The 24,007-nt window shown below is 61.9% G+C and carries 22 protein-coding genes; 7 read left to right on the forward strand and 15 right to left on the reverse strand.

Annotation, left to right across the window (positions count from 1 at the left end):
* Positions 1-40 precede the first annotated feature (40 nt).
* Positions 41-1,570 (forward strand): glucose-6-phosphate dehydrogenase, encoded by a 1,530-nt coding sequence (gene zwf / locus BJ928_RS02485; protein WP_047627528.1) that lies wholly within the window; start codon positions 41-43, stop codon positions 1,568-1,570.
* Positions 1,571-1,667: 97 nt separating this feature from the next.
* On the opposite strand, the gene BJ928_RS02490 is transcribed toward zwf, so the two are convergent.
* The gene (locus tag BJ928_RS02490; RefSeq protein WP_047627529.1) at positions 1,668-2,063 is read right to left on the reverse strand and encodes a hypothetical protein; all 396 of its coding nucleotides are present in this window, start codon (positions 2,061-2,063) and stop codon (positions 1,668-1,670) included.
* A 329-nt stretch (positions 2,064-2,392) separates the two neighbouring features.
* On the opposite strand from BJ928_RS02490, the gene BJ928_RS02495 reads away from it, so the two are divergent.
* Positions 2,393-3,904 carry a helicase HerA-like C-terminal domain-containing protein gene (locus BJ928_RS02495; protein WP_047627531.1) on the forward strand — a complete coding sequence of 504 codons (1,512 nt, stop codon included), beginning with the start codon at positions 2,393-2,395 and terminating at the stop codon, positions 3,902-3,904.
* A gap of 128 nt (positions 3,905-4,032) precedes the next feature.
* Here BJ928_RS02495 and BJ928_RS02500 read toward each other — a convergent pair whose 3' ends face one another.
* Positions 4,033-4,809 (reverse strand): VOC family protein, encoded by a 777-nt coding sequence (locus BJ928_RS02500; protein WP_047627532.1) that lies wholly within the window; start codon positions 4,807-4,809, stop codon positions 4,033-4,035.
* Between the two features lie 214 nt (positions 4,810-5,023).
* Entirely contained in the window at positions 5,024-5,749 is a 726-nt protein-coding gene (locus BJ928_RS02505; RefSeq protein ID WP_047627534.1) for a thioredoxin family protein, read from the reverse strand.
* A 71-nt stretch (positions 5,750-5,820) separates the two neighbouring features.
* On the opposite strand from BJ928_RS02505, the gene BJ928_RS02510 reads away from it, so the two are divergent.
* Complete coding sequence (locus BJ928_RS02510) at positions 5,821-6,267, forward strand: MarR family transcriptional regulator (RefSeq protein WP_047627536.1); 447 nt, start codon at positions 5,821-5,823, stop codon at positions 6,265-6,267.
* Here BJ928_RS02510 and BJ928_RS02515 read toward each other — a convergent pair.
* From BJ928_RS02515 to BJ928_RS02525, 3 genes are all read right to left on the reverse strand, one after another.
* The gene (locus tag BJ928_RS02515) at positions 6,254-7,024 is read right to left on the reverse strand and encodes an RES family NAD+ phosphorylase (RefSeq protein WP_063769427.1); all 771 of its coding nucleotides are present in this window, start codon (positions 7,022-7,024) and stop codon (positions 6,254-6,256) included. The two genes, BJ928_RS02510 and BJ928_RS02515, sit on opposite strands and share 14 nt — an antisense overlap.
* Complete coding sequence (locus tag BJ928_RS02520; RefSeq protein ID WP_047628748.1) at positions 6,984-7,367, reverse strand: MbcA/ParS/Xre antitoxin family protein; 384 nt, start codon at positions 7,365-7,367, stop codon at positions 6,984-6,986. The genes BJ928_RS02515 and BJ928_RS02520 overlap by 41 nt, the downstream gene beginning before the upstream one ends.
* 121 nt (positions 7,368-7,488) lie before the next feature.
* A complete protein-coding gene (locus BJ928_RS02525; RefSeq protein ID WP_047627539.1) occupies positions 7,489-7,911 on the reverse strand; it encodes an organic hydroperoxide resistance protein in 423 nt (140 codons plus the stop codon).
* Between the two features lie 131 nt (positions 7,912-8,042).
* On the opposite strand from BJ928_RS02525, the gene BJ928_RS02530 reads away from it, so the two are divergent.
* Positions 8,043-8,504 (forward strand): MarR family transcriptional regulator, encoded by a 462-nt coding sequence (locus BJ928_RS02530; protein WP_047627540.1) that lies wholly within the window; start codon positions 8,043-8,045, stop codon positions 8,502-8,504.
* An 87-nt stretch (positions 8,505-8,591) separates the two neighbouring features.
* Here the strand turns inward: BJ928_RS02530 and BJ928_RS02535 are convergent, their stop codons facing one another.
* Both BJ928_RS02535 and BJ928_RS02540 read right to left on the reverse strand, forming a co-directional pair.
* On the reverse strand, positions 8,592-9,323 hold the full coding sequence (locus BJ928_RS02535; protein WP_047627541.1) for a L,D-transpeptidase family protein: 732 nt from the start codon (positions 9,321-9,323) through the stop codon (positions 8,592-8,594).
* 161 nt (positions 9,324-9,484) lie between these two features.
* Positions 9,485-10,288 carry a L,D-transpeptidase gene (locus BJ928_RS02540; protein ID WP_052227487.1) on the reverse strand — a complete coding sequence of 268 codons (804 nt, stop codon included), beginning with the start codon at positions 10,286-10,288 and terminating at the stop codon, positions 9,485-9,487.
* 172 nt (positions 10,289-10,460) lie between these two features.
* On the opposite strand from BJ928_RS02540, the gene BJ928_RS02545 reads away from it, so the two are divergent.
* Positions 10,461-11,807, forward strand: coding sequence for a methylmalonyl-CoA mutase family protein (locus BJ928_RS02545; protein WP_047627543.1), 1,347 nt, complete (start codon positions 10,461-10,463; stop codon positions 11,805-11,807).
* Between the two features lie 259 nt (positions 11,808-12,066).
* Positions 12,067-14,199, forward strand: a complete 2,133-nt coding sequence (gene scpA / locus BJ928_RS02550; protein WP_047627544.1) for a methylmalonyl-CoA mutase — start codon at positions 12,067-12,069, stop codon at positions 14,197-14,199.
* Positions 14,200-14,209: 10 nt separating this feature from the next.
* On the opposite strand, the gene BJ928_RS02555 is transcribed toward scpA, so the two are convergent.
* From BJ928_RS02555 to BJ928_RS02570, 4 genes are all read right to left on the reverse strand, one after another.
* The gene (locus BJ928_RS02555) at positions 14,210-15,193 is read right to left on the reverse strand and encodes an alpha/beta fold hydrolase (RefSeq protein WP_047627546.1); all 984 of its coding nucleotides are present in this window, start codon (positions 15,191-15,193) and stop codon (positions 14,210-14,212) included.
* Positions 15,194-15,282: 89 nt separating this feature from the next.
* Positions 15,283-16,920: a cisplatin damage response ATP-dependent DNA ligase gene (locus tag BJ928_RS02560; protein ID WP_047627547.1), complete on the reverse strand. Its 1,638-nt coding sequence runs from the start codon at positions 16,918-16,920 to the stop codon at positions 15,283-15,285.
* Complete coding sequence (locus BJ928_RS02565; protein ID WP_047627549.1) at positions 16,920-17,930, reverse strand: ligase-associated DNA damage response exonuclease; 1,011 nt, start codon at positions 17,928-17,930, stop codon at positions 16,920-16,922. Before BJ928_RS02565 ends, BJ928_RS02560 begins: the two co-directional genes overlap by 1 nt.
* A gap of 29 nt (positions 17,931-17,959) precedes the next feature.
* Positions 17,960-18,730, reverse strand: a complete 771-nt coding sequence (locus BJ928_RS02570; protein WP_047627551.1) for a carbon-nitrogen hydrolase family protein — start codon at positions 18,728-18,730, stop codon at positions 17,960-17,962.
* 209 nt (positions 18,731-18,939) lie between these two features.
* On the opposite strand from BJ928_RS02570, the gene BJ928_RS02575 reads away from it, so the two are divergent.
* A complete protein-coding gene (locus tag BJ928_RS02575; protein ID WP_047627553.1) occupies positions 18,940-20,310 on the forward strand; it encodes a TIGR03808 family TAT-translocated repetitive protein in 1,371 nt (456 codons plus the stop codon).
* A 49-nt stretch (positions 20,311-20,359) separates the two neighbouring features.
* Here BJ928_RS02575 and BJ928_RS02580 read toward each other — a convergent pair whose 3' ends face one another.
* From BJ928_RS02580 to BJ928_RS02590, 3 genes are read right to left on the reverse strand one after another with little or no spacing between them, the layout of a single operon-like run.
* A complete protein-coding gene (locus tag BJ928_RS02580; protein ID WP_047627554.1) occupies positions 20,360-21,148 on the reverse strand; it encodes a crotonase/enoyl-CoA hydratase family protein in 789 nt (262 codons plus the stop codon).
* On the reverse strand, positions 21,145-22,014 hold the full coding sequence (locus BJ928_RS02585) for a hydroxymethylglutaryl-CoA lyase (protein WP_047627556.1): 870 nt from the start codon (positions 22,012-22,014) through the stop codon (positions 21,145-21,147). The genes BJ928_RS02580 and BJ928_RS02585 overlap by 4 nt, the downstream gene beginning before the upstream one ends.
* The gene (locus BJ928_RS02590; RefSeq protein WP_047627557.1) at positions 22,011-23,999 is read right to left on the reverse strand and encodes an acetyl/propionyl/methylcrotonyl-CoA carboxylase subunit alpha; all 1,989 of its coding nucleotides are present in this window, start codon (positions 23,997-23,999) and stop codon (positions 22,011-22,013) included. The genes BJ928_RS02585 and BJ928_RS02590 overlap by 4 nt, the downstream gene beginning before the upstream one ends.
* Between the last annotated feature and the right edge of the window lie 8 nt (positions 24,000-24,007).

Here is a 24,007-nt window from a genome sequence, read left to right on the forward strand (position 1 = left end):
CCAGACGCCCCCAATATGGCCGCCAGAAGGAGATCCGCTCATGACCACCCCCGACGTCGCACCCGCCCCGCCGCTGACCTTCGTGATCTTCGGCGCCGCCGGCGATCTGACCCGGCGCCTGCTGATCCCGACCCTCATCAACATGACCCGCAGCGGGCTGATCGGGGAGGATTTGCACATCCTCGGCATCGGCATCGAGACCGGCGGCGTCGAGATGCTGCTGGACCGTCTGGAATCATTCCTGAAGACGTCCGGCGACATGGACGATCCGGAACGGCAAGCCGCCTGGCAGAGCCTGCGCAAGCGCATCAGCTATATCTCCGGCGATTTCACCCAGAACGGCGTCTACAAGGAAATCTCGGACTATCTCTCCCATGCGCCGAGCGCCAATGCCGCCTTCTATTTTGCCGTGCCGCCGCAATTTTTCGGCGACATTGCGGAAAAGCTTTCCGAAAACGGGTTGATGAACGAGGCGACCGGCGCCTTCCGCCGCATCGCGATCGAAAAGCCCTTCGGCAACGATCTCGCGTCGGCGCAGGCATTGAACGCACGGCTGCTGAACCACACGCATGAAAGCCAGATCTACCGCATCGACCATTTCCTCGGCAAGGAAACCGTCCAGAACATCATGACGACGCGCTTTGCGAATATGATGATCGAGGCGCTGTGGAACAACAACTATATCGACCACGTGCAGATCACAGCGGCGGAGCTCGTCGATGTCGGCACGCGCGGCAAGTTCTACGACGCGACCGGCGCGCTGCGCGACATGGTGCCAAACCACCTCTTCCAGCTGCTGGCGATGGTGGCGATGGAGCCGCCGAACAGCTTCGATGCCGAATCCATCCGAAACGAAAAGGGCAAGGTGCTGAAGGCCCTGCGCCCCTATTCGCGTGAGGAAGCGGCCAAGAATGGCGTGCGCGGCGCCTACACCGCCGGCCCGATCGCCGGCAGGGATCTGCCGGCCTTTACCCAGACACCCGATGTCGCGCCCGACAGCAACACCGAAACCTTCGTGGCGCTGAAGCTCTTCGTCGATACCTGGCGCTGGGCCGGCGTGCCCTTCTATCTGCGCACCGGCAAGGCGATGAAGGCCCGCGATACCGAGGTGGTCATCACCTTCCGGCCGGTGCCCTTCGCGCAGTTTCCGCGCCACGACGGCTCCGGCTCCCGACCCGAACTGCCGCCGAACAGGCTCATCATCCAGGTGCAGCCCGACGAGGGGCTGGACATGGAAATCTCGATCAAATCACCTGGCCTGGTGCTGAAGACAGCGCCGGTTTCGCTCGATTTCCGCTATGCCGACCGTTTCGACATCGGCAAACAGACCGGTTACGAGAGCCTGTTCTACGAACTCTTCGTCGGCGACCAGACGCTCTTCCAGCGCGCCGACGGCATCGAAGCCGGCTGGGCGGCCGTGCAACCGTTCCTCGATCTCTGGGCAGCGGGCGGCAAGCCCGACCCCTACGCCCCCGGCAGCACCGGCCCGGCTTCCGCCGACGAACTCATCGAACGCGACGGCCGCAAATGGCATGAGATCGATGGGAAATCGAGCGGAAGAAAGGTTTGAAATTGAGATCGGGCACTTGTCAAAAAGTGCCCTCCCCAACAAAAAAGAGCCCCGCAGCATCGCCGCGGGGCTCTCTTTTCAGTGACAACGGTCTCGATTAGACGAACTGGCTCAGGCCCGGAACGGAATTCACGACCTGGTCAACGACATCGTTGCCGGCATATTGGCGGGCGGTTGCGACCGTTTCCTTGGCGAGCGAGGAAATGTCGCCCATGCTGAGGCCGGTGCTCATCAGCTGCTGACCGAGGCCCATGACGCCGCCGCCGGCGCCGACTGCGCTCAAGAGGCCGCCAAGAAGACCGCCGCCGCCTGCCTGCTCGCCGCCGTACTGGGCAACGAGATCGGTTGCGCCCGGGAACGATTCGATCATCTTGGTGACGGGGCCATCCGGAGCCTCGCGCTGCAGGAAGCTGAGAATCATGCCGACAGCCTTCTCCGCGAGGTCGGGAGCGATGCCGGCTTTGGTCGCGATCTGATCAATAACTTCGTTCACTGTGGCCTCCTGCCTTTTACGACGTTAACGTCAACGTAACTGAATGAAGCAACCGGCACAAGCCGCGCCGGAGGCCAACATTCTACCAGAAGCGGAACCTCGACGCGAATGGTTGTCCCTCTTCATGCGAGTTCTTATAACAGTGTCAGGACAAATCGATGAATGGCCCTGGCAGCCCTTAAAAGCTGTTGTGCCGCCGCCCTAGAACCGGATGACTTTGGATCGAAACGATCCAAAGTCATCCGGTTCTAGAATCAAATAGGTAGAGCATGATGTCGTCCGAAAACCGGTGACACTTTTCGGCATCATGCTCTAAGGGAGACAACACCATGCCGCAGCAGGATGGACAGATTTTCGTCGGCGCGAGCCGCAATCCGGATGAAAGTATCAACAAGGACGAGTTCCTGACGCTGAAATTCGGCAACCGCCACGGCCTCGTCACCGGCGCCACGGGCACCGGCAAGACGGTGACGCTGCAGGTGCTGGCGGAAGGTTTTTCCAAAGCAGGCGTGCCCGTCTTCTGCGCTGATATCAAGGGCGATCTCTCCGGTATTGCCGTCAAAGGCGAGGCGAAGGATTTCCTGCTGAAGCGCGCCGAAGAAGTCGGCCTGTCTCCTTATGAATTCGATCAGTTTCCGGTCATCTTCTGGGATCTCTATGGCGAAAAGGGCCATCGCGTTCGCGCAACCATTGCGGAGATGGGGCCACTGCTACTGGCGCGGCTGATGGATGCTTCGGAGGCGCAGGAAGGCGTGCTCAACATCGCTTTCAAGATCGCGGATGAGAACGGCCTGGCGCTGCTCGATCTCAAGGATCTGCAGGCGCTGCTGAACTATATGGGCGAAAACGCCAGCGAGCTTTCCAGCAAATACGGCTTGATCTCGAAATCGTCCGTCGGCTCGATCCAGCGCGCAATGCTTGTCCTGGAGCAGCAGGGTGCAGAAAACTTCTTCGGCGAACCGGCCCTGAAAATCTCCGACATCATGCGGGTCAGCAATGACGGCTACGGTCAGGTTTCGGTGCTTGCGGCCGACAAGCTGATGATGAACCCGCGTCTCTATGCCACCTTCCTGCTATGGCTTCTCTCCGAACTGTTCGAGCAACTTCCGGAAGTGGGCGACCCGGAGAAGCCACGGCTGGTTTTCTTCTTCGACGAGGCGCACCTGCTCTTCAACGATGCGCCCAAGGTGCTGATCGAGCGCGTCGAGCAGGTAGTGCGCCTGATCCGCTCCAAGGGCGTCGGCGTCTATTTCGTCACCCAGAACCCGCTCGATGTGCCGGAAACGGTGCTGGCGCAGCTCGGCAATCGCGTGCAACATGCCCTGCGCGCCTATACGCCGCGCGAGCAGAAAGCCGTGCAGACGGCAGCCTCGACGTTCCGGCCCAATCCCGCCTTCGATTGCGCCACGGTCATCACCACGCTCGGCACCGGCGAGGCGCTGGTATCGATGCTGGAGGGCAAGGGTGCGCCGTCGGTGGTCGAGCGCACGCTGATCCGCCCGCCATCCGGCCGCATCGGTCCGGTCAGCGATGCCGAGCGGCGGGCGATCATCAATGCCAGCCCGGTCGCCGGCATCTACGACGAAACGATCGACCGCGAATCCGCCTATGAGATCCTGACGGAACGTGCACGCAAGGCTGCCGAACAGCAGAGCGGCAGCGCAGGCGATGGCTGGACGCTGCCCGGCTTCGGCGGCGACAGCGGCAAACCCGCAGGGCGTCGTTCAGGCTATCAGCGCGAAACGATCCTTGAAGCAACGATGAAAAGCATGGCGCGCACGGTGGCGACGCAGGTCGGCCGCGCCATTGTCCGCGGCATCCTCGGCAGCTTCAAGCGGTAGATAGACACCTCCCCCTCGAGGGGGAGGTCGCGGCAAAGCCGCGGGTGGGGGGTGACACGCCGCAAACTTGGAGATCACCCCACCCCGGCCCTACGGGCCGACCCTCCCCCTCAAGGGGAGGGTAAAAATCAGCGCACCGGCGCGACCAGCGAGAAGAACGCACCTTGCGGATCGGTGGCCTGGACGATCCAGCTACCGCCGGGGACTTCCATCGGGCCGTTGACAACCTTGCCGCCGCCATCGGTGATGCGAGTAATCGCAGCATCGATCGCCGGAACGTTGATGTAGAAATTCCAGGCAGCCACCGGCATTTCAGCCGGCTTGGTCATGATGCCGCCGAAGTCTCGATCGTCGATCTTGAAGATCTTGTACTTGCCCATCGGCCCCATGTCGAAATCGGAGCTCAACTCCCAACCGAACATTTCGCTGTAGAACTCGAAAGCCTTCGGGCCGTCGTTCGAATAGAGCTCATGCCAGCCGAAGTAGCCCGGCGTGCCGGGAGCCGCCGGCTCCCAATCCTCGCCCGGCAGTGGCGTGAACAGGCAGAAGGCGGCGCCATAGGGGTCGGAGACAACAGAGAACCTGCCGACGCCCGGGATATCCATGGGCTCGCGATAGGTCTTGCCGCCCTTGCCGACGACTGTCTTGGTCGCTTCGTCGACGTCGGGAACGCCGATATAGCCGGTCCAGCAGGGTGGCGTGCCCATAGCCTTCGCCTCCTCCGGCAGGATCATCAGACCGGCGACGGGCCCAGCCCCGGCGCTGAACAGCGTGTAATCCATTCCGACTTCGGGCATGCCGGCATCCGCAGCATCCCAACCGACGACCTTGGAATAGAAGGCCTCGGCCGCCTTCATGTCCGTGGTCATCAGCTCGTACCAGACGAAATATCCCTTCTCAGCCATAGCATCGTTCTCCCTATTTTGATTGTTGCCACTCATCCGTCCCGTCCTGGAGCAGGAGCAGGCACGGACACATCATGGTCGATGAAAATGACGGCCGAACGATGGTTCATCATTCGCCCCTTCCCGGCCGGCAAACATGAGCTTTGCCTGGACATGAAACGCGAAATTCCGCCCCCTGTTCCCTAAAGGGCAAATTCCACCACCTCGATATACGTCAATGGCAGCAGGATTGCGCCTTCGGCGCAGCCTCGTACTCGTCATGACGGCGCACGAAGTGCATCGTGCTGTCTTCGTTGCGTCCCTTGGGAGCACGATCGAGGATCATCAGCGTGCCGATCAGTTCCTCCGGGCCACGCGCATAGCTCGAATAGGTGTGGAAGACATTCCCCGCCTCGTCCTTGTAGAAGGCGCTGAGACCGGAAAGCTCGTCAAACCCTTCGGCCGCATCCATGGGTGTGAAATTGTAGAACACCTTCTCGCCGGCCAGCTGCTCCTTCGAGAAGGAGACATGATAATCGAAATTGAAGTCGTTGGCGAAGGACGACACCCAGGGGAAATTCCAGCCCATGCGCCTCTTGTAGGCTTCCACCTTCTCCAGCGGCGCGCGCGAGACCGCGACCAGGGTGACGTCATGGTGATTGAGGTGCGGAAGCGCGCCATCGAGGTGATCGGCGAGGAAGGAACAGCCGGTGCAGCCGGCATCCCAATCCGGGCCGAGCATAAAGTGGTAGATGATCAGCTGACTGCGGCCGTCGAAGAGATCGGCGAGCGTCTTCCTGCCAGCCGGAGTGTCGAAAACATAATCCTTGTCGACCTTTACCCAAGGCAAAGCTAGGCGCTCCGCATTGACGCGATCGCGAAGATGGGTTGCTTCTTTTTCGCTGGCGAGCAGTTGACGGCGCGCCTCGAGCCACACTTCCCTGGAAACGACCTGGTTCATTGTCTGCGCCCTCCTCCGGCGTTTAAACTCCCAAATCTTGACAAATACATTGATATCAATATTAATAAACCATGTCAAACGCCCCCGAAATCCCCTTTGAAACCACGCTGTTGGTGCGCGATACCTGCCTCTGCCTGCATGTGCAGCGGGCGGCGCGCGCGCTTGCCCGTCGCTTTGACGAGGCGCTACGGCCCTTCGGGCTCACCAACGGCCAATTCTCCCTGATGATGTCGCTGAACAGGCCCGCGCCGACCTCCATGGGATCGGTCACGGCACTCCTGGCAATAGACCAGACCACGCTGACGGCGGCCTTAAAGCCGCTGGAACGGCGGGGATGGGTGAACATCGTACCCAATCCGAAGGATCGCCGCGCCCGCCTGCTCAGCCTCACCCCATCGGGCAAGGCAGCGCTCGCCGCCGCGGTGCCGACCTGGAAGACGACGCACGCGGCCCTGGAAGAGCGCCTGCCACATGGCAATGGCGACCGCCTGCGCGGCGACCTTGCTACTCTGCTTTGAGCCGCTGCTCTGAAAGCCGGGGATCGCTCTCGAAATCCTGCCTTTGGAAGCCAATGCGACGCCGGGGAAACTCGCACAGCGCCTGCACGCCGACGCGCGACAATCGTATCCGCCAGGTCTGGCGTTCGACAGGTTCGCGCGCGGAAAAGACCTTGGCCGTCAGCAACGCGATGTTCCTGCCGCCATTGGGATCACGAACGGAGCGATAGAGGATTGCTTCGATCCCACCGGTTCGCGCCGCTTCCGCAAGCGACTGGCAGGCCTCATAGTCGACCGGATCGGTCCAGTGCTGCCAATCTCGATCCAAGGGAGGTGCGGTCAGATCGATAGTCGCTTTTGTCGCTATCGCAGCGGCAAAGGCGGTATATTCAGCGGCATTGGCGGGCAACGGCGTATCAGGGGAATCGCGGAAGAACAGCAGCCTGTAGAAGCTCATCTCCGCCAAAGCGGTCTCCACCTGCTCGGAGGCATAGAAGACGCCGAGCGTGCGGCCGGCGCGACGAAAACGCGAGCCGTGAGGATAGATCGCCCCATAGCGAAAGGGTGTGGCAAGGAGATAGTCGAGCCCGGCGCATTCCGGCGGCAGAACCGGCTTGCTTTCCTCGAGCACGCTTTCGAGGAGAGCCTGCTCCTCTAGCGTATCGACAAGCTTCAGCGTCGACACCTGGTGTTGCGATTCCACCAGCCGCCAATACTGGCCGGAGATGGCCCTCGCCTCAGACGAGAGCGCGGCGGGCGTCCAGATAGGCAAGGACATCTGTCAAACCGGAAATTGAAGTGATCTTGTCGATGGGTGCTGCACCGAAGGCGAGATTGCCGTTGCGCAGCCATTGCCGGGCTACAGCTTCATCGCCGCCAACTATCGCATCGAGCGAACGGAAGAGACGAACGAGAAGCACGGCAAGCTCGAAAGGCTTGCTATCGCGTTCCAACAGGTGATCCTGCCGCTTCATGCGCGAGACAGTCGCCTCCGACACGCCGATAACGGCCGATAATATGCGTGCATTGAGCCCCAACCGCTCTGCGGCACTGACCACCGCCTTGGTGATCACGAGCGCCTCGCCGGGCTTTACCTGATCTATTGCCTGAGCTTTTGCCATGACCATATCCTTTCCTATGAAAAGATATAGCAACTTTCTTGCAAAAGAAAAGGAGCGACAAGCAATGCTGCCGCTCCTGATCGCTCTTATTTCACCTGTTCAGGCGAAATTGGACGTTAAATCACACGACTGCGTAAGCCACTTCAGTCGAGGTGCGCATGGCGTGGCTGTACGGGCATACGATATGGGCGGCGGCGGCGAGCTTTTCAGCCTCGGCCTTGTCCATGCCGGGAATGTGGACAGCCAGGGACACTTCGATGCCGAAGCCGGTGCCGTCTGCGCGCGGGCCGATACCGACAGTCGCCGTGACCTTTGCGTCTTCCGGAATCTTGACCTTCTGCTGGCCTGCGACAAATTTCAAAGCGCCGAGAAAGCAGGCAGAATAGCCGGCTGCAAAGAGCTGCTCCGGATTGGTGCCGGTCGCGCCGTCGCCGCCAAGCTCCTTCGGCACGGTGAGCGTCACGTCGAGGACGCCATTTTCGGAAACTGCATGGCCGGCGCGGCCACCGGTGGCGGAAGCTTTGGTGGTATAGAGAATAGGCATGTCATGTCTCCCTTCGGTTTGGATGGATTTTATATACACAACGATTTAATCGTGCGCAATACATTTTTGCAATTTGATTTCAGAAAGTGAATTTGTGACAATACCGCGGGCAAGAAGCTGGCGGAGCGGCGATGACAGACGGGGCGGATGGGGGCTCGATCCCCGATGAGGAAAAGCGGCTGGAAAGACAGCTTTGCTTTGCCGTCTACAGCGCCGCCCATGCCTTCAACCGCGCCTACAAGCCGATTCTGGATCAGGTCGGCCTCACCTACCCGCAATATCTCGTCATGCTCGTGCTCTGGGAAAAGGGCAGTCTGCCGGTCAAGACCATCGGCGAGAAGCTCGATCTCGATTCCGGCACCTTGTCGCCGCTTCTAAAGCGGCTGGAACAAGCCGGCCTGATCGGTCGCGCCCGCGATCCGGCAGACGAACGCCAGGTCATTATTTCGCTCACGGAGAAGGGTACGGGCATGAAATGCCAGGTCGCCGCGATCATGGATGCCATCGGTCAGGCGACGGGTTGCGATATGACCGAAATGGCCGAGCTGCGTGACCGGCTGCGGCAGTTGAAGATCAATCTGACAACGGTTTGAACCGGCGTCAGCACGCCGGATGCGCCGGTCGAGACTGCAAACAAAAAGGGCGCCGCCGGCGCCCTTTTTGTTTGCGATGATGCGATATCAGGCCGTCACCAGGATCGGCGCGCGCTCCGGCACGCGATCGTAGAGATCGATGACATCCTGGTTCAGCAGACGAACACAGCCGGAGGAAACCGCCTTGCCGATCGAGCGCCACTCGGGATTACCGTGCAGGCGGTAAAGCGAATCCTGCTTATCCTCGAAAATATAGAGCGCGCGGGCGCCGAGAGGGTTCATCAGGCCGGGAGCCATGCCGCCATTGGCGATGGAATATTTCACGAGTTCCGGCTGACGCGCGACCATTTCATCCGGCGGATTCCAGCGCGGCCACTTCTTGCGCCACTGAATGACGCCACGGCCCTGCCAGGCGAACCCTTCACGACCGACGCCGATGCCATAGCGCATTGCCGTTCCGCCCTGCTCGGTCACATAGAGCATGCGCTGGGTCGTGTTGACGACCACGCTGCCAGGCGCCTCGCCCGTCGGGTCGATCACCCGCTGACGATAGAAGCGCGGATCGATCTGCTTGTAGGGAACCGCCGGAACAACGAAGCCGCCGTCCTCGACGGACGCATAAATCACGGCCGGGTCGGGCTGCTCGCCATCATAACTGGAGAACCAGGTACGGAACGGCCGCGGCGACCCGGTATATTGAACCGGGCTGACGACGGGGCCGTTATCGATGGTGGAGGCACAGCTGGCTAGCGTCGAGACGGCGCCGAGACCAGCAAGGGCGAGGAAATTACGTCGGGAAAAAGATGAAGGAAGGCTCATGTCGACAGCATAGTTCCTTTTGTGGAGGAAGCGAAAACCCGTGACAACAGGCTGATTCGGTTCCCCGAGAGGTTCGCAGAGACAGACGCAAAACTAAAGAGCGTCGATCACCCCGACTATCGCACTTATGCAACATCACGAAAATTTGTGGTAAAATACCGCTACAACACGACGATTTCTGCCTTATCGGGCACTCGGTTGTAGAGATCTATCACGTCCTGGTTGAGCATGCGCACGCATCCCGAGGACGCGGCCTTGCCGATCGACTGCCAATCCGGCGTGCCATGGACTCGGTAAAGCGTGTCCTTGCCGTTCTGGTAGATATAGAGCGCACGCGCGCCAAGTGGATTGGTCGGTCCCGGATTCATGCCGCCGCGCTCGGCCGACAGCGGCCTGATCTGCGGGTCGCGCGCCACCATTTCTGCGGGCGGCGTCCAGCGCGGCCATTTCTGCTTCCACTGGATCAGGCCCTTGCCGTGCCAGGCATATCCTGCCGCCCCGAGGCCGACGCCATAGCGCATGGCCTTGCCGCCCGGCTCGACGAAATAGAGGAAATGGTTTCGCGTATCGACGACGATCGTGCCTGGGCGCTCTTTGGTCTGGTAGTCCACTTCCTGCCGCAGGAAGCGCGGATCGATGCGCTTGTAGGGAATCGCCGGCAGCGTGAAATCATCCTCGCTGCGCTGCGCATACATGGCCTGATGCACCGGATTGAAGGTCGGCAGGCCATAAGTCTGATGGAACTGCGTCTGGAAGAGATCGCGGGCCTGCGGCACCGGCTGCACCGGCAGGCGCTTGACCCTGTTCGGATCGATGCCTTCGGGACGATAAAAGACCGGCGTGGTCTCCTGCACGAAACGATCCGGATCGGTCGCGCCGGTATCGGGAATGATGCTGCAGGCCGAGAGGGCCACCAGAGCGGTTGCGGCAAGCAGGTGACGGGAGGCAGGCAGCAGATCGACCATCATCGGAAACCAGTTGGAACATATCGGATCGGCCGCATAATGACTGCCGCGGCTGGAGCGAAGCTGGCGTCGATCGTCACCACAGCGCCGGCGAAGATATTGCACGGATTGGCCAAACTCCTGTTTTCCCATGCTGCATCATGAGCTAGACCAGTGCGGTACGGAGGAACGCATGAATATCGACAGTCTCGACCCGGGCATCTTCGGCCAGAGCGATCATAAAGCCTGGCTGAAGCTTGTAGAGCGGGCGCTGAAAGGCAAGGATTTCCAGGAAACGCTGGTATCGCAAACCGACGACGGGATCGCCATCGAGCCGCTTTACGAGCGCCGGCAAGTGGGCATTCGGCTTTCCCGTCAGCGGGACGATCTGCCCTGGACCCTGACCCAGCGCATGGACGATCTGGACCCGAGCCGGGCGCTCTTGCAGCTCGGCGACGACCTTGCCAATGGCGCAAGCGGCATCTCGCTCGTCTCCAAAACCTCCGCCTCTGCCTTCGGCGCGGGTATCGACGCGCAAGCCCCGGGCTTGGCCGATGCGCTGGCGGCGACACCACAAGAAGCCTTGACCTTGCGTTTCGACGGCTTTGCCTCTCGTTCGATCGACGCTTTAATCGCATCGACCGAGAATCCGGCGGTCGAGACAACGCATCTCGGCCTCGATGCTTTCTCTCAAGATGGTGCCGCGGCCACCTTTACAAACGACGCCAAGCGCTTCGCCGAACGTGGGTTTGCCGGCACCATCGTCAACGCCGACGGCCGTGTCGTCCACAATGCCGGCGGCACCGAGGCTCAGGAGCTTGCGGTGATGGCCGCGAGCCTCGTCGGCCATCTGCGGCTGCTCGAAGAAGTCGGCCTTGCGCCGGAAGCGGCGCTGGCTGCAACCAGCCTCTGCCTGTCGGCCGATCAGAACCAATTCACGACGATCGCGAAGATGCGCGCGGCGCGGCTGATCTTTGCCCGGGTCGCTTTAGCCTGCGGTGTCGCCGATTCGCCGCCGGCGCATCTTTTCGCCGAAACGAGCTACCGCATGCTGACCCGCCTCGATCCGGAAACGAACATCCTGCGCAACACGATCGCAGTGTTTTCGGCCGGCGTCGGCGGCGCCGACGAGATCTGCGTTCTGCCGCACAGCCTGACGCATGGCATTCCAGATCCTCTGGCAAGGCGCCTAGCGCGCAACACGCAAACGATCCTCGTGGCCGAAAGCCATCTCGATCATGTGGTCGATCCGGCTTCGGGTGCCGGCGGTATCGAGGCGCTGACTGACGCGCTGGCCGAGCGGGCCTGGGATATATTTGCCGACATCGAAGGCAAAGGCGGATTGGCGAGGGTGATTGCCAGCGGCGAGCTTGCGGCGATGGTTGCCGAGGCGCGCGAGAAGCGCGTCGCCAAACCGATCGTGGGGACGACATTGTTTGCCATGAAGACGGAGCGGCCGGTGACGGTTTCGGGACCTTTGGGGCCGGTTGACGGCGGGATGGGATTGATGCCGGTGCGACTGGATGAGGTGGTTTCATGATCGCGATTGCTGAATTCGCGGAGAGTGCGCACCCCCCTCTGTCGCTTTCGCGACATCTCCCCCACAAGGGGGGAGATTGGAGCTCCACGGCACCCCGCGCCCTTAAATGCATATCAAACGCACACCGGCACCGGCCTAGCTTTTCGCTTCCGTTGCGCGACGCAGCAGGCTCAGAACGAGCTCCCCCCTTGTCGGGGAGATGTCACGAAGTGACAGAGGGGGGTATCGCACGTCCCGTCTCCACGGAGGTATTGACTCGATGACCCGCATCCCCAACTTCAGCAATACGTCCTGGAAGACGCCGCAAGCCAAATCAGAGACAGCCACCGCCCCAGCCTGGGAAACCCCGGAAGGCATCGTGGTCAAGCGTGCCTACGGCGAAACCGATCTCGCCGGCCTGAAGTTCTTGGACACCTATCCCGGCGCAGCACCGTTCCTGCGCGGCCCCTATCCGACAATGTATGTCCAGCAGCCCTGGACCATTCGTCAATATGCCGGCTTCTCGACGGCTGAGGAGTCCAACGCCTTCTATCGCCGCAATCTTGCAGCCGGGCAGAAGGGTCTCTCCGTCGCCTTCGATCTTGCCACCCACCGCGGCTATGACAGCGATCATCCGCGTGTGGCAGGCGATGTCGGCATGGCGGGCGTGGCGATCGATTCCATCCTCGACATGCGCCAGCTCTTCGATGGCATCCCACTCGACGAGATGAGCGTGTCGATGACCATGAACGGCGCGGTGCTGCCGGTCATGGCGCTCTATATCGTCGCGGCGGAGGAGCAAGGTGTTTCCGAAGACAAGCTGTCCGGCACGATCCAGAACGACATCCTCAAGGAGTTCATGGTCCGCAACACCTACATCTATCCGCCGCAACCCTCGATGCGGATCGTTTCGGACATTTTCAGCTATACCAGCCAGAGGATGCCGAAATTCAACTCCATTTCGATCTCCGGCTACCACATGCAGGAGGCCGGCGCGACGGCGGATCTGGAGCTCGCCTATACGATCGCAGACGGTATCGAATATGCGCGGGCGGGCGTCGCCGCCGGGCTTGATATCGACAGCTTCGCGCCCCGCCTCTCCTTCTTCTGGGCCGTCGGCATGAACTTCTTCATGGAAGTGGCCAAGATGCGCGCGGGACGGCTGATCTGGGCGGCGCTGATGCAGAAGAATTTCGCGCCGAAGGACCAGAAATCCCTGGCACTCAGGACCCACAGCCAGACATCAGGCTGGTCGCTGACGGCGCAGGACCCGATGAACAACATCATCCGCACCATGGTCGAGGCGATGGCGGCGACGCAGGGGCATACGCAGTCGCTCCACACCAACTCCTTCGACGAAGCGCTCGCCCTGCCGACGGATCATTCCGCCCGCATCGCCCGCAACACCCAGATCCTGTTGCAGAAGGAATCGGGCACGACCGATATCATCGACCCGTGGGGCGGCTCGGCCTATGTGGAACGGCTGACCCATGATCTCGCCGCGCGCGCCCTTAGCCATATCGAGGAAGTGGAGGCGCTCGGCGGCATGGCAAAGGCGATCGAAAAGGGCATTCCGAAGCTTCGCATCGAGGAGGCGGCCGCACGCACGCAAGCGCGCATCGACAGCGGCCATCAGACCCTCGTCGGCATCAACTTCTCCAAGCCGGAGAAAGACATCGAGGTCGACGTATTGAAGGTCGACAACTCCGAAGTGCGCGCGCGCCAGCTTTCCAAGCTGCAGCAGCTGAAGGGGACGCGTGAGACTTCCGCCGTCGAAACGGCCCTGGACACCCTCACCAATGCCGCGCGCAGCGGCGGCGGCAACCTGCTCGACTTCGCCGTGAAGGCTGCCCGGGCTAGAGCGACGGTCGGCGAGATCTCGTTGGCGCTGGAAAAAGCCTATGGCCGGCATGTCGCCGAAATCAGGACCATCTCGGGCGTCTATCGCCAAGAGGTCGGTGATGCCGATCCCACCTTCAACAAGGCCGTCGCCACGGTCGAAGCCTTCCGCAACGCGCGCGGCGAAAAGCCCCGCATCCTCATCGCCAAGATGGGTCAGGACGGGCACGATCGCGGTCAGAAGGTCATCGCAACGGCCTTTGCCGATCTCGGCTTCGATGTCGTCGTCGGCGCGATGTTCCAGACGCCAGAGGAAGTGGCCGACGTCGCCGTGCGCGAGGGGGTCGATATCCTTGGCGCTTCGTCACTGGCCGCGGGCCATCTGACTCTAGTTCCGGAACTGAAGGAGGCGCTCAGCCGCCGCCACGCCCGCAACGTACTGATTGCCGTCGGCGGCGTTATCCCGCCTCAGGATTTCGCCGCGCTGGAGGCAGCCGGCGCCGATGCGATCTTCCCGCCCGGAACCGTCATCGCGGAGGCGGCAACGGCGCTGATCGAAAAGCTGATGGCGTGAGCAATCGGGTTTAGACGGCGACGCTTCTGAAGAACTCGATGCTCTGCTCGATCTCGCCCGGCAGCGCCGAATTATGGCTGCCTGGCACAGTCGCCATCTCCATCTTCACGCCCGCGGCCGTCGCCCGCTTTGCAAGCAGGGCCAGACGCGAATCGAAATGGGCTTCCTCGGTGCCGTGAAATAGCTTGATCGGGCTCTTGAAGCTGCGCGCATAGCAGAGCGGCGACCGCATCTGGAATTCGCGCGGGTTCTTGGTGTTGAAACGGATATCCTGCGGATAGCGGCTGAAGAAGGCGTAGGCATCCGGATTGCCCGATATCGGCGCGACCGCCCGGAACCGCTTCGCGGACATCGCGGCGAGCATGGCAAGCGTGCCGCCGATGCTGTGTCCCGCCAGGAACATGCGATGCGGATCAACACCAGGCAGGTGCCGCAACCGGTTGGATGCAGCCAGCACATCGGCAACTTCGTCGTAAAAGCCCGAGAAATTACCCTTCTGGCCATTTTCGCCGCGCATGGATGGAATCATGACGACATAGCCGGCTTCGACATAAGGCTTCATCAGCTGCCAATGTCCCTGGCCGATGGCGTTGCCGCCATGCAGGAAAAGCACGGCCGGTTTCGGCTTCTCCGAGCGCGTATAGCGAGAAACCCAGGCAACGAGTTCCAGTTCTTCGCCGACGCCGCTGCGATAGAAAAGCCGCTCGGCCGTCGATGGCGTCACCAGAGGCTCATAGATGTCGGGAGCAGGCCCCTTGCTGAGCAGGTCAGTCTTGAACTGATGGCGCTCCAACCGATAGTCCCCTGACAGCAGCGGCGGGGCGTCTTCGGCCTTTTCCTCATTCCCGGCGATAGCTTTGTTATCGGCAGGTTTGGTGCCGGTCGTGCTGTCGTCGGCCGCCTTGACGATAGCGGGCGCAAAAAGCGTAACGGCGATGCCGGCAAGAACGCCGCGGCGATTGGGACGAAATGCGTTGTCGTCAGACGTGGTCATCGGCTTTGTCCAAGTGTCCCGGCGCAGCTCAAATCTGCACGGGTTGAAAGGCAAGGCCAACTCACTTTGTAGTGAGGAATCGCCTCGCCCTATTCATCGACAGTCGGAGCCTTGGCGTCAATCATCGCGATCAAAGTTTCCAGCCTATCGGCTTCGTAGGGCGGCTTGTCCGGTCGCAGACGTGCAATGCGCGGAAAACGCATGGCAACGCCCGACTTATGGCGGGTGGAACGGTTGATGCCTTCGAAGGCCACTTCGAGCACGAAGCCGAAATCGCGGTCGGCGCGCACGGCCCGCACGGGGCCGAAACGATCGACCGTATTGTTGCGCACGAACTTGTCGAGCACCTCCAGCTCGGCATCGGTGAAGCCGAAATAGGCCTTGCCGACAGGCACTAGTTGTTCGCCCTCCGGCGTCGTCGCCCAGACGCCGAAGGTGAAGTCGGAATAGTAGCTGGATCGCTTGCCGTGGCCGCGCTGCGCATACATCAGCACGGCATCGACGTTATACGGGTCGCGCTTCCACTTGAACCATGGACCCTTGGCGCGACCGGCGAGATAGGCGCTATCCCTGCGCTTGATCATCACCCCTTCGATCACCGGATCGGGCGGCGAGGAGCGCAACCGGTCAAGTTCTTCCCAGGAGGTGAAATCGACAAGCGGCGAGAGATCGAAACGGTCGTGCGGCGCGGCGTCGACGATTTCGGTCAGTCGCGCGCGCCGATCGAGGAAGCCGCGGGCGCGGACATCCTCCGCGCCATCGAAGAGAAGATCATAGGCGCGGATGAAAGCCGGGAATTCATCCAGCATCTTCGAGGTGACGGTCTTGCGATTGAGACGCTGCTGCAGATCGGAAAAGCTGCGCGTCGAGCTATTGGAGCGAACGGTGCCGCCGACCAGCAATTCCCCATCCATGACGCCCTCGAAGCTCATCGCATCGACAATATCCGGAAAGGCGCCTGAAATATCGTCGCCCGAGCGGGAGTAGAGCTTGCTCGTGGCGCCCGAGCGCGAAAGCTGGACGCGAATGCCGTCCCATTTCCACTCGGCGGCAAAATCGCTGGGGTCAAGCCCGTCGAGATCGCCTGGCTCGACCGGATTGGCGAGCATGACGGAATGGAAGATCGCCGGCGTCGCGAGTATCGGCCGCTCGCCTTTGCCTTCCAGCCAGCGGAACAGGCTTTCATAGGGCGGCTGCAGGCCATGCCACAGCGTTTCGATTTCAGTCACGTCCTTGCCGCTGAGCTCCGCCAGCGCCTGCTTGGCAAGACGCGCCGAAACGCCGATGCGCATCGCGCCGGTCGCAAGCTTCAGGAAGGCGAAACGGCCCGACGTATCCAGTCGGTCAAGGAGATCACGGACGAAGCTGCGCACCTCGGTCCGCCCGAGCGCATTCATGCTGCGCACGACTTCGCCAAGCCTCGGTTGCTCGCCGGCGGGACGTTCGATGTCGCTCTCCTTGTCCCAGACAAGCGAGATCGTCTCGGCGAGATCGCCGACATAGTCGTAGGAATAGCGGAACAGCACCTCGTCCATGCGCTCAAGAACGAGTTCGCGCAGCATGGCGGGCTTGACGTTGCGCACCTCGAGCGTGCCGGCGATGGCGGCCAGACCATAGCCACGGTCGGGATCGGGCGTATCGCGAAAATAGTCGGTCAGCAGCTTCAGCTTGCCGTTGCGGCTCGGCGTCAGCACCAGGCGGTCGAGAAGGTCCGCAAACGCTTTCATCAATCGCCCTCGTCTTCGTAGCCGATGAGATGCAGCGGCTTGGCGGCGATGCCCTGTGACTCGCACCAGCGCACCAGCGCCTCCTCGCGTCCATGCGTGACCCAGACCTCGCTCGGCTTCAGATCGGAGATCGTCTCGGTCAGCTCCGGCCAATCGCAATGGTCCGATATGACCAGCGGCAGCTCGACGCCGAGCTGCTTGGCGCGCTGGCGCACCATCATCCAGCCGGAGGCGAAGGCCGGCAGCGGATCGTGAAAGCGCCGCGCCCAGCGATCCTGGAAGGCGGAGGGCGGGCCGACGACGACGGCGCCGTGGAAGATCGACTGATCGCGGCTTTCGATGGTGGCCGGCCTGAGTTCGCCGAGCGCAATGCCCTGGCTGACATAATAATCGCAAAGCGTTTCCAGCGCGCCATGGATATAGATCGGCTTGTCGTAGCCGACGTCGCGCAAAAGACGAATGACACGCTGCGCCTTGCCGAGCGCATAAGCGCCGACCAGATGCGTTCGCTCGGGGAACTGGCGAAGTGAGGCCAGCAGCTTGCGCGTCTCGGCCATGGGATCGGGATGGTGGAAGACCGGCAGACCGAAGGTAGCCTCGGTGATGAAGACATCGCAGGGAACCGGTACATAGGCTTCACAGGTCGGGTCCGGCCGGCGCTTGTAATCGCCGGAAACGACGATACGCAGCCCATCCTTCTCCACGGCGATCTGCGCCGAGCCAAGCACATGGCCGGCCGGATGGAAGCTCACCTTCACTCCGTTGATCGCTATTTCCTCGCCGAAAGCAGCCGCCTGCTCCGACCCGGCAAAATTATCACCGTAGCGAATGCGCATGATATCGAGCGTCTGGCGCGTGGCGAGCACATGAGCATGGCCAGAGCGAGCATGGTCCGAATGACCATGCGTGACGAGCGCGCGCTCGACCGGTTGCACCGGGTCGATATAGAAGCCGCCGATCGGGCAGAACAATCCTTCAGGCGCGGGATAAAGCAGTTGTTCCGGTCTCATGAGTGAAGAGGATAGCGCGATTTGCACGATTAGGTAGCGACATAAGCCGCTTTTCGATCGAAACTGCGTTCGGGTTGCCGATCGGGTAGATCGAAGACGAGAACATCCTCGCAATAAGGCTTCGCCTTTGCCACGACGACACCATTCGGATCGACGATCGCACTGCTGCCATAGCTGACCCAACCATCCGCGTTACTACCGACCACGTCTGACGCCATGACCCAGCAGCCCGTATGCCTGGCGCAGGTCTGCAGGCCCGAAATCCCAGGCTTGTGCCACCTTTCCGCCTTGTGAGGCCGGAGCATCAGGTTGATGGGATTGCAGATGAGACCCGCTCCCTTTTCGGCCAGGCGGCGTGCGGTATAGGGATATCTGAGATCGGCGCAGATATTGATGCCGAAGCGCCAATGGCTCTCATCCCAGACAGGAAAATCCCTTCCGGGCATGCAGCCGCTTTCGAGCGGATGAGCCTTGGCATAGACCCCGATAACCCGGCCGCCCTTCGCAACGATGCTGCTGTTGTAGAGCGCATCGCCCCTCTTCTCGAAAAGACCGACTATGGCGGTCGTTCTGCCCGTCGCAAAGCGGGTGACAAGGGCGCTCAGATACGGATCGTCCAGAGAAAGCGCGCGGCGTCTCGCGATAGCTTCATTGTAGCTATGTCCCTGCAGATAGCATTCGGGAAAGAGGGCGAGATCGATGCCCTGTGCCTCGGCCCAGGCCAAATCGCGCGCCAAAATCTCCGCCGTCTGCTCGACGGCGTCGAAAAGTGCCAGACGTTGAAAGGCCGCGATGCGCATGTGGCATGGGGTAACATGCGCGGTGAGTCGCCCCTAGCGTGAATGGATCGGATGCGGTTCATTGCCTGTGCCGGATTGGTGAAGGAAATGCGAAGAGCACGGCTCTTAAACCTTGCGTTCAGCGTGCGGACTGACGCGTCTTGTATCAATGCGGCACAGATGGGCCTGGCACGATTTCTGCTTGATGGATGTCATCCACGGAGTTCGCAATGATCCAACGCCGCGCCTTCATCGCTTCCCTCGCCGCCTCGGCAGCGGCCAGTCTGCTTGCGCCCCGCGTTTTCGCCGCGCCGCTTGCCAAGATGACGGGCGCCGAGCTGCGCGGGCCGATCGATGCCATCGCGCTGAAGACGACGCCGGGAGCCAGCGATTTCAAGAGCGGCAAGCTGCAGACGATGATCGACAATGCGGCGCGCACCAACATGCCGCTCTTCCTGCCGCCGGGCACATACAACATCTCCAACCTGACGCTCCCCGATAATACCCGCATCACCGGGGTTCCCGGCGCTTCGCGGCTCGTCTATAGCGGCGACGGCCATCTGATGAATGCTGATAAGGCCAAACGCATCGAGCTTTCCGGCCTCGTGCTTGACGGCGGCAACCGCTGGCTCGCCGACTATGCCGGCGGCCTCCTGCAATTCGCCGGCGTCGACGAAGTGCTGATCGACAATTGCGAAGTTACGGGCAGCCGCAAGCACGCGCTGCAGCTGGAGCGCTGCGGCGGCCGGATCGAACGCAGCCGCATCTCCGGCGCTGCAGAAGCCGGCATCTATTCCGTGCAGTCAACGGGATTGGCGGTCACCGGCAATCGCGTCGAGGATTGCGGCAATGGCGGCATTCTCATCCATCGCTGGGACAAGGCCGAGGATGGCAGCAGCGTCATCAACAACCGCATTGCCCGCATCCGCGCCAATGGCGGCGGCACCGGCCAGAACGGCAACGGCATCAATGTTTTCCGCGCCGATGGCGTTACTGTTTCGGGCAACCAGATTGCTGACTGCGCTTTCACCGCCATCCGCGCCAACTCGGCATCGAATGTGCAAATATCAAACAATCAATGCCTGCGTTCCGGCGAAACGGCCATCTATTGCGAATTCGAGTTCGTCGGCGCTACGATCAACGATAATCTGGTCGATGGAGCCGCGAACGGCATTGCGGTCACCAATTTCGACAAGGGCGGCAGGCTCGCCTCGGTGACAGGCAATGTCATCCGCAACCTGTCGCTGACGGCACCTTACGAGCAGGATGGCGGCTTCGGTATCGGCATCTCGGCGGAAGCCGATACACTGGTTTCAGACAATGTCATCGAGAATGCACCGCTCTGGGGCATGCGGCTCGGCTGGGGGCAATATCTCCGCAACGTCGTCGCAACAGGCAATATCGTCAGGCAGGCCGGCATCGGCTGCGTGGTCTCGGTCGCCGACGGCGCCGGCTCGGCCGTGATTGCGGGCAATCTCTTCCAGGAGATGCAACAAGCCGCGATCATGGGCTTTCGCTGGGACAAGCCGGCATCCGGCGATCTCACCAAGGGAAGCTCGCAATTCCCACAGCTGACCATCGAAAACAACAGATCGGCTTAACGCATGCCGCGCAAAAGTGTGCAACGGTTTTGCGATAACGGCATGCGCCTTAAACCGATCGCCAGCTTGGTTGCCGCTTTTCGAAGAAAGCGGTAATGCCCTCCCTCGCCTCCTCGGTCTCCCAGGCATCCGCCAATTGCTCGACGACATGATCGATCATGCTATCGGTTATCGGCCTACCGACGGAGCGCGCCAGGGCCTTGGCACGAGCAGCCGCCTGCGGAGAGGCTGCCAGGAAATGCCGGACTTCGGTTTCCACGGCTTCATCCAGCGCCTCTTCCGCCACGACCCGCGACAGAAGACCCGCGGCATGTGCCTGCCAGGCATCGATGATCTTGCCGGAAAGGAAAAGTGGGCGGGCATTCGCCTCGCCGATCCTGGCGACGACATAAGGGCTGATCGTTGCGGGAATGATGCCGAGGCGCACTTCCGTCAGGCCGAAACGAGCCGTCGATGCCGATATCACCATATCGCAGACGCTCAGGATGCCGATACCGCCGCCGAAGGCATTGCCCTGGACGCGAGCGATCAGCGGCTTCGGCAATTCGTTCAGCGCCTTGAACAGCATGGCAAGCCTGCGCGCCTCAGCCATGCGTCCGGCGCGCGTGGCGTCGAACTGGGCGCGCATCCAGCCGAGATCGCCACCAGCGCAGAAGCTGGCCCCCTCGCCCGTCAACACGACGATCCGGACTGACCTGTCATGGGCAAGATCCTCCGTTGCCGCCGTCAAGTCATCGATCATTTCCGCCGACAGGGCATTGTGCTTCTCCGGGCGCGCCAGCGTGAGATGGGCAACACCGCGTTCATCGGTGGCGATACGGATCGTTTGCGAGATCATGAGGCACTCCTCAGGCTGCGGGCAAAGGCGGCGGCATAGGCAAGTTTGTCCTTGTCGAGGCCGGTTTCGTAGCCATTCGCGGTCAAATAGTCGTCGACCGAAACGGTATCGACATTTCCTTTGGCGCCGGGCGCGAAGGGACAACCGCCGAGACCACCGGCTGCCGCATCGAACACCCTCAGACCGCGCTCCAGGGCGACGCCGATATTCTCAAGCGCGCGGCCGGACGTGTCGTGAAAATGACCGGCAAGAGCCATGGCGGGCAGTTCGCCCAGAACTGCGGCGAGCATCCGGTCGACGGCCTCGGGCACTCCCCTGCCGATCGTGTCGCCGAGGCTGATCTCATAGCAGCCGAGCGCCCGGAGCTGCCAGGCAACGCTGACAACATTTTGCGGCGGGACCGCGCCCTCATAGGGGCACTCAACGACGCAGCTGACATAGCCGCGCAGGGGAACCCCGCGATCGCGACTGGCGGCGGCAACCGGCCGGAAACGCTCGATGCTCTCGGCGATGGAGCAATTGATGTTGCGCTGCGAGAAAGTTTCGGACGCCGAGGCAAAGATCGCCACCTCGGCGGCGCCGGCCGCAAGTGCCGCTTCGAAACCCTGCATGTTGGGCGCCAGTGCCGCGTAGCGGACGCCGGAGCGCCGCTCTATACCGGCCATGACGGCGGCGGCATCACCAAGCTGCGGCACCCATTTCGGGCTGACGAAACTCGTGACCTCGATGCGCTCGAAGCCGCAATCGGAGAGCAGATCGACCAGCTCGATCTTGCGCGCGGTATCGACCTGCTGCTTCTCGTTTTGCAGCCCGTCGCGCGGCGCCATTTCGACGATGGTGACGTGGTTGGAGGGCTTGTCGGTCATGCCGCATCCTCTGGACGAAGCGACAGAAGCACGGCGCTCTCACTGGTCTGATCGCCCTCGCCGACATGCAGGCTTTCGACGATGCCGTCGCGCGGCGCCGTCAGCGTCAGCTCCATTTTCATCGCTTCCATGACGATCAGCGCCTGCCCCTTCGCCACCGTATCGCCCTCACGCACCCGCACGATCTTGACGAGGCCCGGCATCGGCGCGATCACGCGGTCGCCACCGCTGGCTGCCTCCTCGCCGCCATCGAGCGGGTCGAGGCGATAGAAATGGTGGGTTTGCCCATCGAGGAACAGCGTCATGCCCGCTGGCGTCTCGAAGACATCAACCCGGGACTGCCGGCCATCGATTTCGACGCGTCTGGCGCCACCGTCGTTGGCGAACAGCCGGACTTGAATGGTGCGATCATCGAAAGCGACGCCGAAAGATGAATGATCCCTGACGGTAACGCGGCAACTCCTCTGATCGCCGGCAAAATGCAGCGTGACGGGACGGCTTGGCTCACCCCAGAGCTGCCAGGCACCGAGGGAGAGCCAGGGGTCGCTGACATCGGCTCGAGCAAGTCCGCCCGCCTCGACAATGGCAGCGATCGCAAGCGCCGCATCGTCGGGCTGCTGAACCGATGTCAGCGCTTCCACCTCCCGGTCGATCAGTCCCGTGTCCGGATGGCCGGCGGCGAAGTCCGGCTGGCGGCTGAGACGGATGAGGAAATCGAGATTGGTCGTCGTTCCGGCGACCTGTGTCTGCTCCAGACCGCGCGTGAGTTTGGCAAGAGCAGCGGCGCGATCCGGCGCATGCACCGTCAGCTTGGCGATCAAGGGATCGTAATGCGGGGTGATGCTATCGCCCTCGCGCACGCCTGCGTCTATGCGGACCTCACCTTCGGGAAAGTGTAAGCGCGAGAGCGTGCCGGTTGCCGGCAGGAAGCCGCGCGAGGGGTCCTCCGCATAAATGCGGGCTTCGAAGGCCCAGCCGTTTATGGTGAGTTCGTCCTGGGATTTCGGTAGCGGTTCGCCACTCGCGACGCGCAATTGCCATTCCACCAGATCCACGCCGGCGATCGCCTCGGTCACGGGGTGCTCGACCTGCAGGCGTGTGTTCATTTCCATGAAGAAGAAGCGATCCGGCGACAGGCCGCCCGAGACATCGGCGATGAATTCGACCGTGCCGGCGCCGCAATAATCGATGGCGCGGGCGGCGCAAACGGCCGCTTCGCCCATGGCACTGCGCATCTCCTCCGTCATACCAGGCGCCGGCGCTTCCTCGATCACCTTCTGGTGCCGGCGCTGCAGCGAGCAATCGCGCTCGAAGAGGTGCACGGCATTGCCATGACTGTCGCCGAAGACCTGGATCTCGATGTGGCGGGGCTTCACCAGATATTTTTCGATCAGCACGGCGTCGTCGCCGAAAGCCGATTTCGCTTCGCGCTTTGCCGCTTCCAGCGAGGCGGCGAAATCCTCCGGCCGGTCGACGCGGCGCATACCCTTGCCGCCGCCGCCGGCGCGCGCCTTGATGAGGACGGGAAAGCCGATGCCATCGGCCTGTTCGGCAAGAAAACCGGGCTCCTGACGATCACCGTGATAGCCGGGCACGACAGGCACGCCCGCCCGCTCCATCAGCGCCTTGGCCGCATCCTTCAGCCCCATGGCCCGTATCGAGGCCGGAGACGGGCCGATGAAGATGAGGCCCGCTGTCTCGACGGCTTCGGCAAAGTCCGCGTTTTCCGAGAGGAAGCCGTAGCCGGGATGGATGGCTTCCGCTTGGGTGCGCTGAGCCGCCGCAATGATCTTTTGCTTCGAAAGATAGCTCTCGCTTGCCGCCGCCGGGCCGATATGAACGGCCTCGTCGGCCAGCGCCACGTGCAGCGCATCCCGATCGGCGTCGGAATAGACGGCGACCGTGCGGATGCCCAAGCGCCGTGCGGTGTGGATGACCCGGCAGGCGATTTCGCCGCGATTGGCGATCAGTATCTTCGAAAACATCGGCAGAC

This window comes from Rhizobium sp. WW_1, assembly GCF_003610155.1.
GTDB classification, from domain to species: Bacteria; Pseudomonadota; Alphaproteobacteria; order Rhizobiales; family Rhizobiaceae; genus Rhizobium; species Rhizobium tropici_A.